Annotated in this window: 11 protein-coding genes; 5 read left to right on the top strand and 6 right to left on the bottom strand. The window is 69.4% G+C overall.

Annotated elements, in window-relative coordinates; all coding sequences use genetic code 11:
- Positions 1-13: 13 nt before the first annotated feature.
- On the bottom strand, positions 14-1,105 hold the full coding sequence (locus ACSVC7_RS25040) for an ABC transporter permease (RefSeq protein ID WP_448207395.1): 1,092 nt from the start codon (positions 1,103-1,105) through the stop codon (positions 14-16).
- Positions 1,106-1,325: 220 nt separating this feature from the next.
- A complete protein-coding gene (locus tag ACSVC7_RS25035; RefSeq protein ID WP_448207396.1) occupies positions 1,326-2,729 on the bottom strand; it encodes a CmpA/NrtA family ABC transporter substrate-binding protein in 1,404 nt (467 codons plus the stop codon).
- A 661-nt stretch (positions 2,730-3,390) separates the two neighbouring features.
- On the opposite strand from ACSVC7_RS25035, the gene nirB reads away from it, so the two are divergent.
- From nirB to cobA, 4 genes are all read left to right on the top strand, one after another.
- Complete coding sequence (gene nirB, locus ACSVC7_RS25030) at positions 3,391-5,862, top strand: nitrite reductase large subunit NirB (RefSeq protein ID WP_448207397.1); 2,472 nt, start codon at positions 3,391-3,393, stop codon at positions 5,860-5,862.
- A 6-nt stretch (positions 5,863-5,868) separates the two neighbouring features.
- Complete coding sequence (gene nirD, locus ACSVC7_RS25025; protein ID WP_448207398.1) at positions 5,869-6,231, top strand: nitrite reductase small subunit NirD; 363 nt, start codon at positions 5,869-5,871, stop codon at positions 6,229-6,231.
- Between the two features lie 178 nt (positions 6,232-6,409).
- A complete protein-coding gene (locus tag ACSVC7_RS25020) occupies positions 6,410-9,004 on the top strand; it encodes a molybdopterin-dependent oxidoreductase (RefSeq protein WP_448207399.1) in 2,595 nt (864 codons plus the stop codon).
- Positions 8,979-9,890: a uroporphyrinogen-III C-methyltransferase gene (gene cobA, locus ACSVC7_RS25015; RefSeq protein WP_448207400.1), complete on the top strand. Its 912-nt coding sequence runs from the start codon at positions 8,979-8,981 to the stop codon at positions 9,888-9,890. Before ACSVC7_RS25020 ends, cobA begins: the two co-directional genes overlap by 26 nt.
- 77 nt (positions 9,891-9,967) lie before the next feature.
- On the opposite strand, the gene ACSVC7_RS25010 is transcribed toward cobA, so the two are convergent.
- A complete protein-coding gene (locus ACSVC7_RS25010) occupies positions 9,968-10,771 on the bottom strand; it encodes a C40 family peptidase (protein ID WP_448207401.1) in 804 nt (267 codons plus the stop codon).
- Positions 10,772-10,885: 114 nt separating this feature from the next.
- Here ACSVC7_RS25010 and ACSVC7_RS25005 point away from each other — a divergent pair, with 114 nt between their 5' ends.
- Positions 10,886-11,827, top strand: coding sequence for a hypothetical protein (locus tag ACSVC7_RS25005; RefSeq protein WP_448207402.1), 942 nt, complete (start codon positions 10,886-10,888; stop codon positions 11,825-11,827).
- 25 nt (positions 11,828-11,852) lie between these two features.
- Here the strand turns inward: ACSVC7_RS25005 and ACSVC7_RS25000 are convergent, their stop codons facing one another.
- The 3 genes from ACSVC7_RS25000 to ACSVC7_RS24990 all read right to left on the bottom strand — a co-directional run bounded on the left by ACSVC7_RS25000 (position 11,853) and on the right by ACSVC7_RS24990 (position 15,325).
- A complete protein-coding gene (locus ACSVC7_RS25000; protein ID WP_448207403.1) occupies positions 11,853-12,044 on the bottom strand; it encodes a hypothetical protein in 192 nt (63 codons plus the stop codon).
- A 37-nt stretch (positions 12,045-12,081) separates the two neighbouring features.
- Positions 12,082-13,143: an SIS domain-containing protein gene (locus tag ACSVC7_RS24995; RefSeq protein ID WP_448207404.1), complete on the bottom strand. Its 1,062-nt coding sequence runs from the start codon at positions 13,141-13,143 to the stop codon at positions 12,082-12,084.
- A gap of 124 nt (positions 13,144-13,267) precedes the next feature.
- A complete protein-coding gene (locus tag ACSVC7_RS24990; RefSeq protein WP_448207442.1) occupies positions 13,268-15,325 on the bottom strand; it encodes a YgiQ family radical SAM protein in 2,058 nt (685 codons plus the stop codon).
- Positions 15,326-15,411 lie beyond the last annotated feature (86 nt).

The following is a 15,411-nucleotide window of genomic DNA, read 5'->3' as shown; positions in this document are numbered from 1 at the left end:
CTCAGTGGCCTCCTCAGCGCGTGCCGGTGTGGGAAACGGCGGCCTGGAAGGCCAGCATGACGCGGTCCAGCAGGAAGCCGATCAGGCCGATGGTGAAGACCGCCACCATGATCTTGGCGAGCGAGGAGGAGGAGCCGTTCTGGAACTCGTCCCACACGAACTTGCCGAGGCCGGGGTTCTGGGCCAGCATCTCCGCCGCGATCAGCACCATCCAGCCCACGCCCAGCGACAGCCGCAGGCCCGTGAAGATGTAGGGCAGCGCCGAGGGCAGCACGAGCCGGCGCACCATCGTCGGGGCGGACAGCTGCAGCACCTTGCCGACGTTCATCAGGTCCTTGTCGATGGACGACACGCCGACCGCCGTGTTGATCAGCGTCGGCCACAGCGAGCAGAGCGTGACCGTGATGGCCGAGGTCAGGAAGGACTTCTCGAAGGTCGGGTTGTCGCTGGAGATGGTGGCGCTGACCACCATGGTCACCAGCGGCAGCCACGCCAGAGGCGACACCGGCTTGAAGATCTGGATCAGCGGGTTCATGGCCGCGTTCACCGTGCGCGACAGGCCGCAGGCCACGCCCAGCGGCACCGCCACCAGCGCCCCGAGCAGGAAGCCGGTGAAGACCGTCTTCAGGCTGGTCAGGATCTGGTCCAGGTAGGTGGCCTTGCCGGCGTAAGGGCGGGTCTTCACCTCCGCCTTCGGGTCCTTCGCCAGGATCTCCGCGTTGCGCTTGGCCTGCCGTTCGTAGAAGGCGGCTTCCTTGGCGCGTTCGGCCTTGTGGTCGCCGTAGAGGTTGGTCGCCTGCTCCCACACCTGGGCGGGGCCGGGGATGCTGCCCAGGCTGGTGTGCACCTGCGGGGCCAGCCAGCCCCAGGCGGCCAGGAACAGCAGGATGGCGGTCAGCGGCACGCCGGCCTGACGCCACAGCTCCAGCCCCTGCTGGCGCGGGTTCTCCCCCGCCGCCAGTCGCAGCAGCGGGCTGAGCCAGCCGAGCCCGACGATCTGGAGGGTGCCGGCGGCGCGGGTAAGAGCCTGGGCCCGGCGGGCCTTGCGCCGGGCGCGCAGGGCCTCGGCAGCGGACAGGGCGGACGCTTCGGTTACGCTGGTCATCGGTCGTTCTTTCCTTTCAGCGCGGGCGCTGCTGCCCCCTCCCCCCGCCCTCCCCCGCTCTCGGCGGACCGAAGGTCCGCCTGCCGCGTCAGCGCAAACCAAGGGTTTGCGCGAGAGCTTCGCGGGAGAGGGAGTTTGGTCCCCTCCACCGCCAAAGGCGGGGGAGGGTTAGGGAGGGGGCTCGCTGCTGCCACGTCGCAAGTCATCCGGGTAATCCGCCTCAACCACCAACCGAAGTGGCGCCGACCAACTGGCCGCCTTCGACCTTCTGCTCGCCCTTCAGGCCGATGGGCAGCTTGGACAGATACTCGTTGGGCTTGTGGCCGTCGTAGGCGATGCCGTCGATGAAGCCGTTGTCGACCGGCTTGTAGCCGTCGCTGCTCCAGGGGAAGTCCGCCTCCTTGGCCTTGCCTTCCTCGACCAGCAGCTTGGCGGCCTTCAGGTAGATCTCCGGCTTGTAGACCTTGCGGGCGGTCTCCGCGTACCAGTTGTCCGGCTTCGCCTCGGCAATCTGGCCCCAGCGGCGCATCTGCGTCAGGTACCAGACGGCGTCGGAATAGAAGGGATAGGTTGCGTTGTAGCGGAAGAAGACGTTGAAGTCGGGAACGTCGCGCTTGTCGCCCTTCTCATACTCGAAGGTGCCGGTCATGGAGTTGGCGATGACCTTGGCGTCGGCGCCGACATATTCGGACTTCGCCAGGATCTTCACCGCCTCGGCGCGGTTGGCGTTGTTGTTCTCGTCCAGCCACATGGCCGCGCGGATCAGGCCCTTGACCAGCGCCAGATGGGTGTTCGGGTTCTTGGCGGCCCAGGCCTCGGTCACGCCGAAGACCTTTTCGGGGTTGTTCTTCCAGATCTCGGTGTCGGTGATGACCGGCACGCCGATGCCCTTCACCACGGCCTGCTGGTTCCACGGCTCTCCCACCGCGTAGCCGAAGATCGTGCCGGCCTCCAGCGTCGCCGGCATCTGCGGCGGCGGGGTCACGGACAGCAGCGCGTCGGCCTGGATCTGCCCCGACACGTCGTTCGGCGCGTAATAGCCGGGGTTGATCCCGCCGGCCGCCAGCCAGTAGCGCAGCTCGTAATTGTGGGTGGAGACGGGGAAGACCATGCCCATGGTGAAGGCCTTGCCGGCCGCCTTGTACTGGGCGATGACGGGCTTCAGCGCGTCGGCCTTGATGGGGTGGGCGGGCTTTCCGTCCGGTCCCTTCGGAATGTTGGCCTTCATCTGGTTCCAGACCTCGTTCGACACGGTGATGCCGTTGCCGTTGAGGTCCATGGAAAAGGCGGTGACCACGTTGGCCTGCGTGCCGAAGCCGATGGTGGCGCCCAGCGGCTGACCGGCCAGCATGTGGGCGCCGTCCAGCTCGCCGGAGATAACGCGATCCAGCAGCACCTTCCAGTTCGCCTGCGGCTCCAGCGTCACGGACAGGCCCTCGTCCTCGAAGAAGCCCTTTTCCACGGCGACGGCCAGCGGGGCCATGTCGGTTAATTTGATGAAGCCCAGCTTCAACTGGTCCTTCTCCACGCTGAGCGGAGCGGCCTGCGCCGCGCCCATCGTAAGGGCGATGCCGGCGGCGGCGGTGAGCAAGGTGTTGCGCAGGATTGCGGGGGTACGGATCACGTCGGTTGCTCCATCTCTCGTCGGGACCCCAGGGCCGCCGCACCAACCTCGGTTCCCGAACCCCCGTAAGGCGCTCCGTTGCGACGCGCCGTGAGGGCCTCCAGCCGTGAGGGGCTGTCGAAACCGGGTCAGCGACGTCGCCGTGGAGCCCAACCTTGGGCGTATGGGATGGACACACCGCCGTTGGCGTGTCCCGCCGTACGTCTCGCAAGGACCATGCCAAAGGCCATATCGCGGCCGAAAAGTGGTCCCAAAGGCTTGGCTTGCGTGGAGAAGGGGCAGCCGGCGCTACAGCCACGCTCAAGACCATGGTGGTGATGCGCTGCACAATTTGTCAGCTTTTGGACTGGTTTTTGTTCGATCCCGGACAATCACGCGCGTCGCGCATCCAACACCGCACCGGGCTTCCAGCCTGGACGGTGCCATGGAAAGGCGCGGGAATCCGCCGTTTCGCCGGCCAAGTCATACCTTGGTACCGGTGTTGGCACGGCTCTTGCCAGAAGGTCTGAGAGATCAGGGCAGCGGCAATGGCGCCGTTGCCGGTTCGACGACGAACCACCCCGGACAATGGCGTCCGAACCCGTTGGGATCCTTCGCGGATTCCCGGCGGTTTCGGGCGCCTTTCCTTTTTGGCCTTTCGATTTGGATAGGGGCAGAGGGCATGAGCACGCATCAGAACCACGCATCACAGGGCCAGCGCGAACGCCTCGTCGTCGTCGGCAACGGGATGGCCGGCATCCGCACGCTGGAAGAGCTGCTGGCCAAGGCGCCCGGCCGTTACGACATCACCGTCTTCGGGGCCGAGCCGCACCCCAACTACAACCGCATCATGCTCTCGCCCGTGCTGGCCGGGGAGAAGACCTTCGACCAGATCGTCCTGAACACCCGCGACTGGTACGAATCCAACGGAATCACCCTGTTGACCGGCGACAAGGTCGAGACGATCGACCGCGCGAACCGCACCGTCACCGCGATGTCCGGCCGCACCGTCGCCTACGACAAGCTGCTGATCGCCACCGGTTCCAACCCCTTCATCATCCCGGTTCCCGGCGCCGATCTGCCCGGCGTCGTCGGCTTTCGCGACCTCGCTGATGTTGAAACGATGCTGGAGGCGGCGGGCAAGGGCGGTCGCGCCGTGGTCATCGGCGGCGGGCTGCTCGGCCTGGAAGCGGCCAACGGCTTGAAGATAAAGGGCATGGACGTCACGGTCGTGCATCTGATGGGCACGATCATGGAGCGCCAGCTCGACCGCTCCGCCGGCACGCTGCTCCAGCACGAGCTGGAACGCCGGGGCATCACCGTGCTGACCGGCGCGGATACTGCCGAAATTTTGGGCAAAGAGCGTGTTTCCGGAGTAAGTCTGAAAAATGGGCAGGAACTGCCCGCCGATCTCGTCGTCATGGCCGTGGGCATCCGCCCGAACATGGATCTCGGCAAGGCCGCCGGGCTGGCCTGCGGGCGCGGCATCCAGGTGGACGACACCATGACCACCTCCGACCCCGCGATCTTCGCCGTGGGCGAGTGCGTGGAGCACCGCGGCCAGACCTACGGTCTCGTCGCCCCGCTGTTCGAAATGGCGAAGGTCGCCGCCGACCGGCTGGCCGGGGGCACGGAGGCGGCCTACACCGGCTCCGTCACCTCGACCAAGCTGAAGGTCACGGGCGTGGACGTCTTCTCCGCCGGCGATTTCACCGGCGGCAAGGACTGCGAGGACATCGTCTTTCGCGACGCGGCGCGCGGCGTCTACAAGCGCATCGTGGTCAAGGACAGCCGCATCCTGGGTGCGGTGCTCTACGGCGACACCAAGGACGGCGCCTGGTACTTCCAGATGCTGAAGGACGGGGAGGACGTGACCCCGGTCCGCGACACGCTGATCTTCGGCCAGGGCTTCGGGGCGGAGGGTGCGGCAAACCCTAAGGCCGCCGTTGCGGCGCTCCCCGACACGGCGGAGATCTGCGGCTGCAACGGCGTGTGCAAGGGCACTATTGTCAAGGCCATCACCGACAAGGGCCTGACCAGCCTGGACGAGGTGCGCGCCCACACCAAGGCCTCGGCCTCCTGCGGAAGCTGCACCGGGCAGGTGGAGCAGCTGCTCGCCCTGACGCTCGGCGACGGCTACACGGCCGAGACCAAGGCCAAGCCGATGTGCAAGTGCACCGACCGCACCCACGACGAGGTGCGCCGGGCCATCACCACGCTGGAGCTGAAGTCCATCCCCGACGTGATGCAGCGGCTGGAGTGGAAGACCCCCGACGGCTGCCACCATTGCCGCCCGGCGCTGAACTACTACCTGCTGTGCGAATGGCCGGGCGCGTACAAGGACGACAGCCGCTCCCGCTACATCAACGAGCGTGTGCACGCCAACATCCAGAAGGACGGCACCTACTCTGTGGTCCCGCGCATGTGGGGCGGCCTGACCAACGCTAAGGAGCTGCGCGCCATCGCCGACGTGGTGGACAAGTTCAACATCCCCACCGTGAAGGTCACCGGCGGCCAGCGCATCGACCTGTTCGGCGTGAAGAAGGAGGACCTGCCCGCCGTCTGGGCGGACCTGAACGCCGCCGGCATGGTCTCCGGCCACGCCTACGCCAAGGGCTTGCGCACGGTGAAGACCTGCGTCGGCTCCGAATGGTGCCGCTTCGGCACGCAGGACAGCACGGGCCTGGGCGTGAAGCTGGAGCGCCTGACCTGGGGCACCTGGACCCCGCACAAGGTGAAGCTGGCCGTCTCCGGCTGCCCGCGCAACTGCGCGGAGGCCACCATCAAGGACCTGGGCGTGGTCTGCGTGGACAGCGGCTATGAGCTGCACGTCGGCGGCAACGGCGGCATGCACGTCCGGGCCTGCGACCTGCTGACCAAGGTGGAGACGGAGGCGGAGGTGCTGGAATACACCGGCGCCTACATGCAGCTCTACCGCGAAGAGGCCCGCTATCTGGAGCGCACCGCCCCGTGGCTGGAGCGCGTCGGCCTTGAGTACATCAAGAAGCGGCTGGTCGACGACACGGAGGGCCGGAAGGCGCTCAACGCCCGCTTCCTCTTCTCGCAACGCTTCTCGCAGGACGATCCGTGGGCGGAGCGCGCCAACGGCTCGGTGGACCGTCACGAATTCGCGCCGCTCGCGCAGGTGGGGTAACGAACCATGGACCAGTCGATCAAGTGGACCACCGTTGGCAACGTCGAGGACATCCCGCGCCAGGGCTCGCGCGTCGTGCGGACGGAGGGCGGCGACATCGCCCTGTTCCGCACGGTGAAGGATGAGGTGTTCGCCCTGGAGGACCGCTGCCCGCACGGCGGCGGCCCCCTGTCGCAGGGCATCGTGCACGGCGCCCGCGTGACCTGCCCGCTGCACAGCTGGGTCATCGACCTTGCCAGCGGCGAAGCCGTCGGCCCGGACGAGGGCTGCACCGGCCACTGCCCCGTGCGCGTCGTGGACGGCGTGGTGCAGCTGGGCCTCGCCGCCTTCCGCAACGCCGGCGGCCGCGGGGGGTGTGGGCATGGCTGAACCAGAATGCTCTCCCTCTCCCCTCCGGGGAGAGGGTTGGGGTGAGGGGGATGCACATGGCGGAACGTCCGGCAAAAGCGCACCCCCCTCACCCTCCCCTCTCCCCGGAGGGGAGAGGGAAACTGAGAGGGGAGAAACGGTCCGCACCACCTGCCCCTATTGCGGTGTCGGCTGCGGGGTGCTGGCCAGCGTCTCCGATGACGGCACCGTCACCGTCCAGGGCGACCCGGACCACCCGGCGAACCGGGGGCGGCTCTGCTCCAAGGGCTCCAACCTGCCGGAGACTCTGGGGCTCGACGGGCGCCTGCTGTACCCGGAGGTGGAGGGCCGCCGCGTCGGCTGGGACGAGGCCATCGGCACCGTCGCCAAGCGCCTGTCCGACACCATCGAGCGGTACGGGTCGGGCGCCGTTGCCTTCTATGTTTCCGGTCAGCTCTTGACCGAAGATTATTATGTCGCCAACAAATTGATGAAGGGATTCCTAGGCACCGCGGCCATCGATACGAATTCACGCCTATGTATGGCGTCGAGCGTGGCGGGGCACAAACGCGGCTTCGGGGCCGACGCGGTGCCGGTGACCTACGAGGATTTGGAGCTGGCCGACCTGATCGTTCTGGTCGGATCCAACCTTCCCTGGTGCCATCCCGTTCTCCATCAACGTGTCCTGGCAGCCCGGCAGGCACGCAAAACGCGCGTCATCGTGGTGGACCCGCGCCGCACGGCGGCGGTGGACGGGGCCGACCGGCACCTTGCGTTGCGGCCGGGCACGGACGCGGCGCTGTTCAACGGGCTGCTCGTCCATCTGGCGGATCGCGGCGTGGTCGACGCCCGCTTCGTGGCCGAGCACACCTCCGGCCTCGCCAAGGCGCTGGAGGCCGCCCGCGCCGACGCGCCCACACTGGAACAGGTCGCGTCGGTCTGCGGACTGACCCCCGAAGAGGTCGCCGCCTTCTACGCTGAATTTGAAACGACCCGCCGGACGGTCACCGTCTATTCCCAGGGCGTGAACCAGTCGTCCCAGGGGACGGACACGGTCAACGCGATTCTGAACGCGCATTTCCTGACCGGCCGGATTGGGCAGCCGGGCATGGGGTCCTTCTCGGTCACCGGCCAGCCGAACGCCATGGGCGGGCGCGAGGTCGGCGGGCTCGCCAACCAGCTTGCCGCGCACATGGGGTTCGAGGAGGACGCGCTGGACCGCGTCCGCCGCTTCTGGAAGGCACCGCGCCTCGCGACCACGCCCGGCCCGAAGGCCGTCGATCTGTTCCGCGCGGTGGAGGAGGGGAAAATCCGTGCGGTGTGGGTCATGGCGACCAACCCGGCGGTCAGCATGCCCGACGCCGGCCGCGTGCGCCGGGCGCTGGCGAAATGCGAGACGGTCATCGTCAGCGACTGCATTGCCGACACTGACACGGGCCGCTTTGCCCATATCCGCCTGCCGGCGGCGGGCTGGAGCGAGAAGGACGGCACGGTCACCAACTCCGACCGCACCATCTCCCGCCAGCGCGCCTTCCGGCCGCTCAGCGGGGAGGCGCGGCCCGACTGGTGGATCCTGACCCGGGTTGCCCGCGCGATGGGCTTCGCCGAGGCCTTCCCCTACGAGTCCCCCGCCGACGTGTTCCGCGAGCACGCCGCCCTCTCCGCCTTCGAGAACGACGGCGCCCGCGCCTTCGACATCGGCGATCTCGCCGGAATTTCCGACGCTGAATTTGAAACGCTGGCCCCGGCACCCTGGCCCCGGCGGGCGGGCGGGGAGCCGGTGCGGCGGCTCTACACCGAAGGGCGCTTCTTCACGGAGGATGGACGGGCGCGTTTCGTGCCGGTGACCTCGCGTCCCCTGCCCCGTGCTGTGGCGACCGGCTCGCTGATTTTGAACACCGGCCGCTTGCGCGACCAGTGGCACACCATGACGCGGACCGGCCTGTCGCCGCGCCTGTCCTCCCACGCGCCGGAACCCTGCCTGGACGTCCACCCGCAGGACGCGGAGGCTCGCGGCCTCACCGACGGCGGGCTGGCCCGCATCCGCACCTCCGTCGGCACGGCGCTGGCCCGCGTCCGCGTCACCGACGCGCAGCGCGTGGGCGAGGCCTTCCTTCCCATGCACTGGACCGACCGCTTCACCGGCTCCTGCGTCGTCGGATGCTTGGTGGACGACAACGCGGTGGACCCGCTGTCCGGCCAGCCGGACCTGAAGCGCATGCCGGCCTTGGTCGAGCCGTTTGCTGCCGCCTGGACCGGCTTCCTGATCGCCCGCAGCCCCGTGGAGCCCAACCACGGCGGCTACTGGTCCCGCCGCGCCGTCCCCGGCGGTCACCTGATCGAACTGGCCGGCGAGGGCGCCCTTCCCTCCCCCGAAGAGCTGTCCTTCGGCTTTGTCGGCGCGACGGTCGACTACAGCGACGACGCGCGCGGGGTGCTCCGCCGCGCCTGGCTGACGCACGACCGGCTGGAGGCCTGCCTGTTCCTGTCGGCCTCCGGAGGATTGCCCGGCCGTGGCTGGCTGGTGGACCTGCTGTCTGCGGAAGCGCTGGACGCCCCGGCCCGCCGCGCGCTGCTGTCCGGCCGTTCCCCCGTGCCGACGGTGGACGAGGGGCGAACGGTCTGTTCCTGCTTCGGCGTGGGCATCAACCGCCTGATCGCCACACTCCGCAGCCAGCGCCTGACCACGGTCCAGGAGGTCGGCCAGGCCCTGAAGGCCGGGACCAACTGCGGCTCCTGCATTCCCGAGATCAAGGAGATCATCGCCGATGCCCAGCGTAGCAACGTGGCTTGACGGCTTCGCCCATGCGGGCGGAGGGAAGCGTTTCAACTTCATCGTGGCTCTGCGCGAACGGCTGGAGGCCGCCTTCGGCCCGCGCACGGCCCGGCGCGTCGCCCGCGCGTTTCCGGAGGTGTCCTCCGGACGGTCGTTGCACGTCACGCTGGTCGGTGCCGGGCCGGGCGACCCGGACCTGCTGACCGTCGCGGCGGCGCGGGCCATCGCTCAGGCCGAAGTGATCCTCTACGACCACCTCGTCGGCCCCGGAATCCTCGCCCTCGCATCGCCGGACGCCGAACTGGTCTGCGTCGGCAAACGGTCGGGCAAGCACTCCCACGCGCAGGAGGAGATCAACGCCCTGGTCGAGGGGCACGCCCGCACCGGGCGCCGCACCGTCCGCCTGAAGGGCGGCGACCCGATGATTTTCGGCCGCGCGGGTGAGGAGATCGAGCATTTGGAGGCCGCAGGCATCTCCGTCTCCGTCATCCCGGGTATCACCGCAGCGCTCGGCTGCGCGTCCAGCGCCGGCATCTCCCTGACCAAGCGCGGCGTGTCGCGCGCCGTGACCTTCGTCACCGCCCACGGGCGGGAGGGCGACGCGACCGAGCCCGACTGGGCGCGGCTGGCCGACCCGAAAGGCACTCTGGCGATCTATATGGGCCGCGAGCAGGCCCGCCGCGTCGGGCTTGGCCTGACGGCGGGCGGCCTTGCCCCCGACACGCCGGTGCTGGCCGTGGAGAACGGCTGCCGCCCCGACGAGCGCCACCACTGGACGACGCTGGGCGCCATGGCGGAGCACGGCGTCGCGGCGGGCGACGGCCCGACGCTGCTGATGGTCGGGCGCGCCCTAGAGGTTCGGGCGCCCCAGGCCGAGGCAACGGAGGCCCGTAGGTTGGGTTGAGCCGCAGGCGAAACCCAACATGGTCGCATGGGGAGGTGTGTTGGGTTTCGCTTGGCGCTCAACCCAACCTACGCTCTTCAGAGATCCGGGCGCCGGACGCCGGTGATGCGCTCGGCGCGGGCCGCGACGTCGGCCAGCGGCTCGGTCACGACTGACATGGTGAAGACGGTGGCGTGCAGCAGCGTGGCGCCGTCCAGCATGATCCCGACATGGCCGGGGAAGAAGACGACGTCGCCGCGCCGGTAGTCCATCCCCTGCCCGTTTGGCCCCTGCCCGTCTTCCGAGACCAGCGGCCCCAGCCGCTCGTCGTCGCGCTGCATGCGGCTGGAATGGTGCGTGACGATCCCCGCCGCCCCCAGCGCGACCTGGACGAGGCCGGAGCAGTCGATGCCGAAGCAGCTCCGCCCGCCCCAGACGTAGGGCGTTTCCAGGAAGCGCGCGGCGGTTTCCACCGGCAGCGCGGCGCGCGGCGTTGCGACCGGCTCCAGATGCTTGCCGAAGACCCACAGGCCGTTGTCCAGCCGGACCCAGCCGTTCTCCTCCCCTTCCACCACCACGAGGCTGGCGAAGCTGAGTGTCGCGATCGGCACCGCCTTGTGGGTGGGGGCGGGGTGCAGGTTGGCCTTCAGCCCGCGCACGCGGTGGGTCGGGGCGGTGGGTTGCCCGGTCGCGGTGCCCGGCGGCAACCAGCCGACGTGGCCGTCGGTCCGGTTCTCCACCTTCAGCCATTCTCCTTCAGGGGCCCCCTCGCGGTCGAGGATGGTGAAGGTCTCGCCGAACAGCATCTCGCTGGTCTGCGGAACGCCGTGGCGCGGCTCCTCCAGCAGGACGGCCTGGGAGGCTTCGAGGCGGCGGATGTTGCTGGTCTGGGTGTCGGTCATGCCGGGAACGCTAGTGGCCCCATCGTCCGAATGCAAGCCAGGGAACGATTCCCGGCATTCCTCTAAAAGGCCAAGCTTTGGTATGGACTCGGCTCTGTCCGACAGGAGGAGGCTATGGCGAACCGTTCGATGCTTGCGGGGCTCGCGGGTTTCACGGGTGTGTGGGTGCTGGCCGGCTCGGCCCTGGCTGCCCCGCCCCGTTGCGAGAACATCACCGTCGAGGACCTACGCCGGGCCTGCATCGAGCGCGCCGAACGTTGCGAGCCGCTGAAGACCGCCGCTGAGCGCGACGACTGCTACCGTGGCCGCGCCCAGAAGGCGGCGGAAGCGCCAACGAACGGCCCGATCCGCCTGACGCCGAACGCGGCGCCGCCTGCCGCTCCCGCCCCGGCTACGGTCCAGGCGCCCGCCGCCGCTCCGGTGTCCCCTCCCCCGCCCGTTTCGGCGCAGCAGGCGCCGGTGGCGAACCCAAGGCCGGTTCCGCCGCCCCCGCCGCCTCCGCCGCCCTCGGCTCCGCCCCCGGCATCGTCTGCGCCGGTGGTGGTCAGGCCGGGTCAGCCGCCGGCCGTCGCCACCCCTGCGCCCATCCCGCAGCCGGCCCCGAACGCTGACCCGGCCCCGCTTCCCAAGGTCGTGCGCCCCGCACCACCCCCTCCCCCGCCAACGGTGACCGCTCCGATTCCGGCTCCGGTCGTGTCGGTGCCCCGCCCTGCCCCTGTCCCTTCCCTGGGCTCGGTGAGCGACGGGCTGGAGGCGGTGCGCGGCTTCTACGCGGCGCTGGCCCAAGCCGACGGCGCGCGGGCCAACGACTTCCTGGTTCCGGAAAAGCGCAACAGCGGCGCCTACGAGATCGCGTCGATGAGCCGCTATTACGCCAACATGCGCGAACCGGTGCGCCTGCTCGCCGCCGATCCGCTGGGGCCGGACGCGGTGCGGGTGCGCTATCACTACGTCTACGTCAACGGCCGGGTCTGCGATGGTGCGGCGGAGGTGTCGCTGTCCCGCCGCGACGGCCGCCCGCTGATCGAGCGCATCAAGGCCCTGAACGGCTGCTGAGACAGCGGCTGACGGGGCCGGCGCTCTATGGACCCCAGTCCATCTGAAGGTCGGCGCCGCCGGTCGGCTTTTGCGGGCGGATGCCGTAGCCGGTCTCGTTGGACGTGATGCTGCCCGTGGAGGCTCCATAGCCGGAGTCTCCCTGGAGAGAACTGAGGCTGCTGCACGCCGCCATCAGCAGGCTCACGGCGACGGCGAACGGAAGCGTGATGCGCATGGTCTGTTCCTTTCCGTCCTGACGGTTCGAACCAACCCTACACCGTCCGCGTGACCTTGCTGAGCGTCGGCGGATGATCGGGGTCGAGGCCCCGGTCGAGCGCGGCGCGGGCGGCCAGCGGGTAGAAGGCCTGCACCGCCGCCAGCGGGTCCAGCATCGGGTGCAGCGGGGCCGGCAAGGGCAGGGGCGTGTGGGCGAGGTCCAGCGCCTCCGCCGACGGCGAGGCCACCAGCAGGTGGGCGCCCTGGTCCCGCAGCCGCCGCGCGAGGTCGAGCAGGCCGGGCAGCGTCTGGTCCGGCAGGGCGACCAGCAGCACCGGGAACCCGTCCTGCACCACGGCTACCGGGCCGTGCAGAAGCTCCGCCGCGCTCAGCGCCTCGGCGTGGAGCGTGCAGGTCTCCTTCAGCTTGGTCGCCATCTCCTGCGCCACGGGAAAGCCGTAGCCGCGCCCCACCACCAGCAGCGACCGCGCGCCACGCAGAATTGGCAACGCCGCCGACCAGTCCCGTCCGGCGGCCTCCCGCAGACGGACAGGCAGGGCGTCGAGCGCCGTGCTGAGTTCCGGGTCGGGACGCCACGCCGCGACCAGGGACGCGGCGGCGGACAGGCTGCACAGGAAGCTCTTGGTCGCGGCGACGGACCGCTCCGGTCCGGCGTGCAGCGGCAGGCACAGCTCGGCCGCGCGGGCGAGGGGAGAGTCCTCGTCGTTCACCAGGGCCAGGGTGAGGGCACCCTCGGCGCGCGCCTGCTCGACGACGGTCACGAGGTCGGGGCTCTGGCCGGACTGGGAGATGGTGAGGACGAGCGCGGCGCGCAGGCGCAGCCGCGCCCCGTAGAGCGTGACGGCGGAGGGTGCCGCCGGGGCGGTGACGAGGCCGAGCGCCGTTTCGAACAGCGCGCGGGCGTAGCCGGCCGCGTGGCTGGAGCTGCCGCGCGCGACCGTCACCGCGAAGGCGGGCGGACGGGCGCGGAGGACTTCCGCAAGGCGGGCGAGGGCAGGGGCGTTGGCGGCAAGCTGCGCCGCGATGCGATCTGGGGCGGATAGGGCTTCGGCGCGCATGAGGGCGCCGGGGTGGTGCTGAGGTTCTGAATTGGACACGGTGCCCCCTCCCTAACCCTCCCCCGCCTCCGGCGGTGGAGGGAACCAAACTCCCTCTCCCGCAAAGCGGGGGAGGGGAGGGGTGGGGAGGGGGTAACAGTGTAGCAGAAACGCGCGCCTCCGTTCAGCCCCGCCGCCCCGGCTTCGCATTCCCCTGCCCACCCTTGCACGTCCGCCGGCCCTTGCCGGCCTGCTGCGTGTAGAAGGTCTTGCCCGGCTTCGGCTTCTCCGCCTTGGCCGCCGTCCCGGCCGGCTGCCACGCAGGAACGAGCTGATGCTCGCCCGGCCCGATCAGGTCGGAGCGGCCCATGCGCTTCAGAGCGTCGCGGAGCACCGGCCAGTTCTCCGGGTCGTGGTAGCGCAGGAAGGCCTTGTGCAGGCGGCGCTGTTTCAGCCCCTTGGCCGAGAACACCTCCTCCGATCCCTCGCGGCGGATGGGGCGCAGGGGGTTGCGGTCGCTGTGGTACATGGCCGTCGCCTGCGCCATCGGCGTGGGCAGGAAGGTCTGCACCTGGTCGGCCTTGAAGCCGTTCCGCTTCAGCCACAGGGCGAGGTTCATCATGTCCTCGTCCGTGGTGCCAGGGTGGGCGGCGATGAAGTAGGGGATCAGGTACAGCTTCTTGCCGGCCGCCTTCGCCGCCTTCTCGAACATCTCCTTGAAGCGGTCGTAGGTGCCGATGCCCGGCTTCATCATCTTGGACAGCGGGCCGGGTTCCGTGTGCTCCGGCGCGATCTTCAGATAGCCGCCGACATGGTGGGTCACCAGCTCCTTCACATATTCCGGGCTGCGGACGGCGAGGTCGTAGCGCAGTCCGGACGCGATGTTGATCTTCTTCACGCCGGGGATGGCGCGTGCCTTCCGATACAGCTGGATCAGGGGGCCGTGGTCGGTGTTCATGTTCTTGCAGATGTCCGGATAGACGCAGGACGGGCGTCGGCAGACCTTCTCGATCTCCTTGTCCTTGCATGCCAGCCGGTACATGTTCGCGGTCGGCCCGCCCATGTCGGAGATCACGCCGGTGAAGCCCTTCACCTTGTCGCGGATCTCCTCGATCTCCTTCAGGATGGAACCTTCGGAGCGGCTCTGGATGATGCGGCCCTCATGCTCGGTGATGGAGCAGAAGGAGCAGCCGCCGAAGCAGCCGCGCATGATGTTCACCGAAAAGCGGATCATGTCCCACGCCGGGATGCGCGCATCGCCGTAGGATGGGTGCGGCGCGCGGGCGTAGGGCAGGCCGTAGACACCGTCCATCTCCGCCGTGGTCAGGGGGATCGGCGGCGGGGTCAGCCAGACATCCCGGTCGCCGTGGCGCTGGACCAGCGCGCGGGCGTTGCCGGGGTTGCTCTCCTGGTGCAGCACGCGCGAGGCGTGGGCGTAGAGGATCTTGTCGGCGCTCACCTGCTCGAAGGACGGCAGGCGCACGACGGTGCGGTCGGCCCCCTCGGCGCGGGGCGCGGCGGGCGTCAGTTCGTCGATGCTGCTGCTGTCGATGACGGTCCAGCCCTCGGGCACCGCGTTGCGGATGATGGCGGTGCCGCGGATGTCGTCGATCTCCCGCGCCCGCTCCCCGGCGGCGATGCGGTGGGCGACGTCCACGATGGCGCGCTCCGCGTTGCCGTAGCAGAGAATGTCGGCCTTGGCGTCCACGAGGACGGAGCGGCGGACCTTCTCGCTCCAATGGTCGTACTGGGCGATGCGGCGCAAGGATGCCTCGATGCCGCCCAGCACGATGGGCACATCCTTGTAGGCCTCGCGGCAGCGCTGGCTGTAGACGATCACCGCGCGGTCGGGGCGCTTCCCGCCCTCGTCGTTCGGGGTGTAGCTGTCGTTGTGGCGCAGCCGCCGGTCCGAGGTGTAGCGGTTCACCATGCTGTCCATGTTGCCGCCGGTCACCCCGAAGAACAGGTTCGGCTTGCCCAGCACCTTGAAGGGCTCCGCACTGCTCCAGTCCGGCTGCGCGATGATGCCGACGCGGAAGCCCTGGGCCTCCAGCAGGCGGCCGATGATCGCCATGCCGAAGCTGGGGTGGTCGATGTAGGCGTCGCCCGTCACGACAATGATGTCGCAACTGTCCCAGCCCAGCCGGTCCATCTCCGCCCGCGACATCGGCAGGAAGGGTGCCGGCTTGCGCAGGTCCGTCCGGTGCCTGGGGATGGAGAAGATGTCCTTGGCCGTGGGCATCTCTTCCGTCGGGGACGGGGCGGACGGGATGGTGGCGTTGAGCATGACGCTCTCCGTTCGGGCCGCCGGAGCGGGTGCGCTGGATG

This window comes from Azospirillum mesophilum (genome assembly GCF_053470405.2).
Note: the sequence above shows the minus strand (reverse complement) of the source record. Positions and strands in the feature narration are given on the sequence as shown.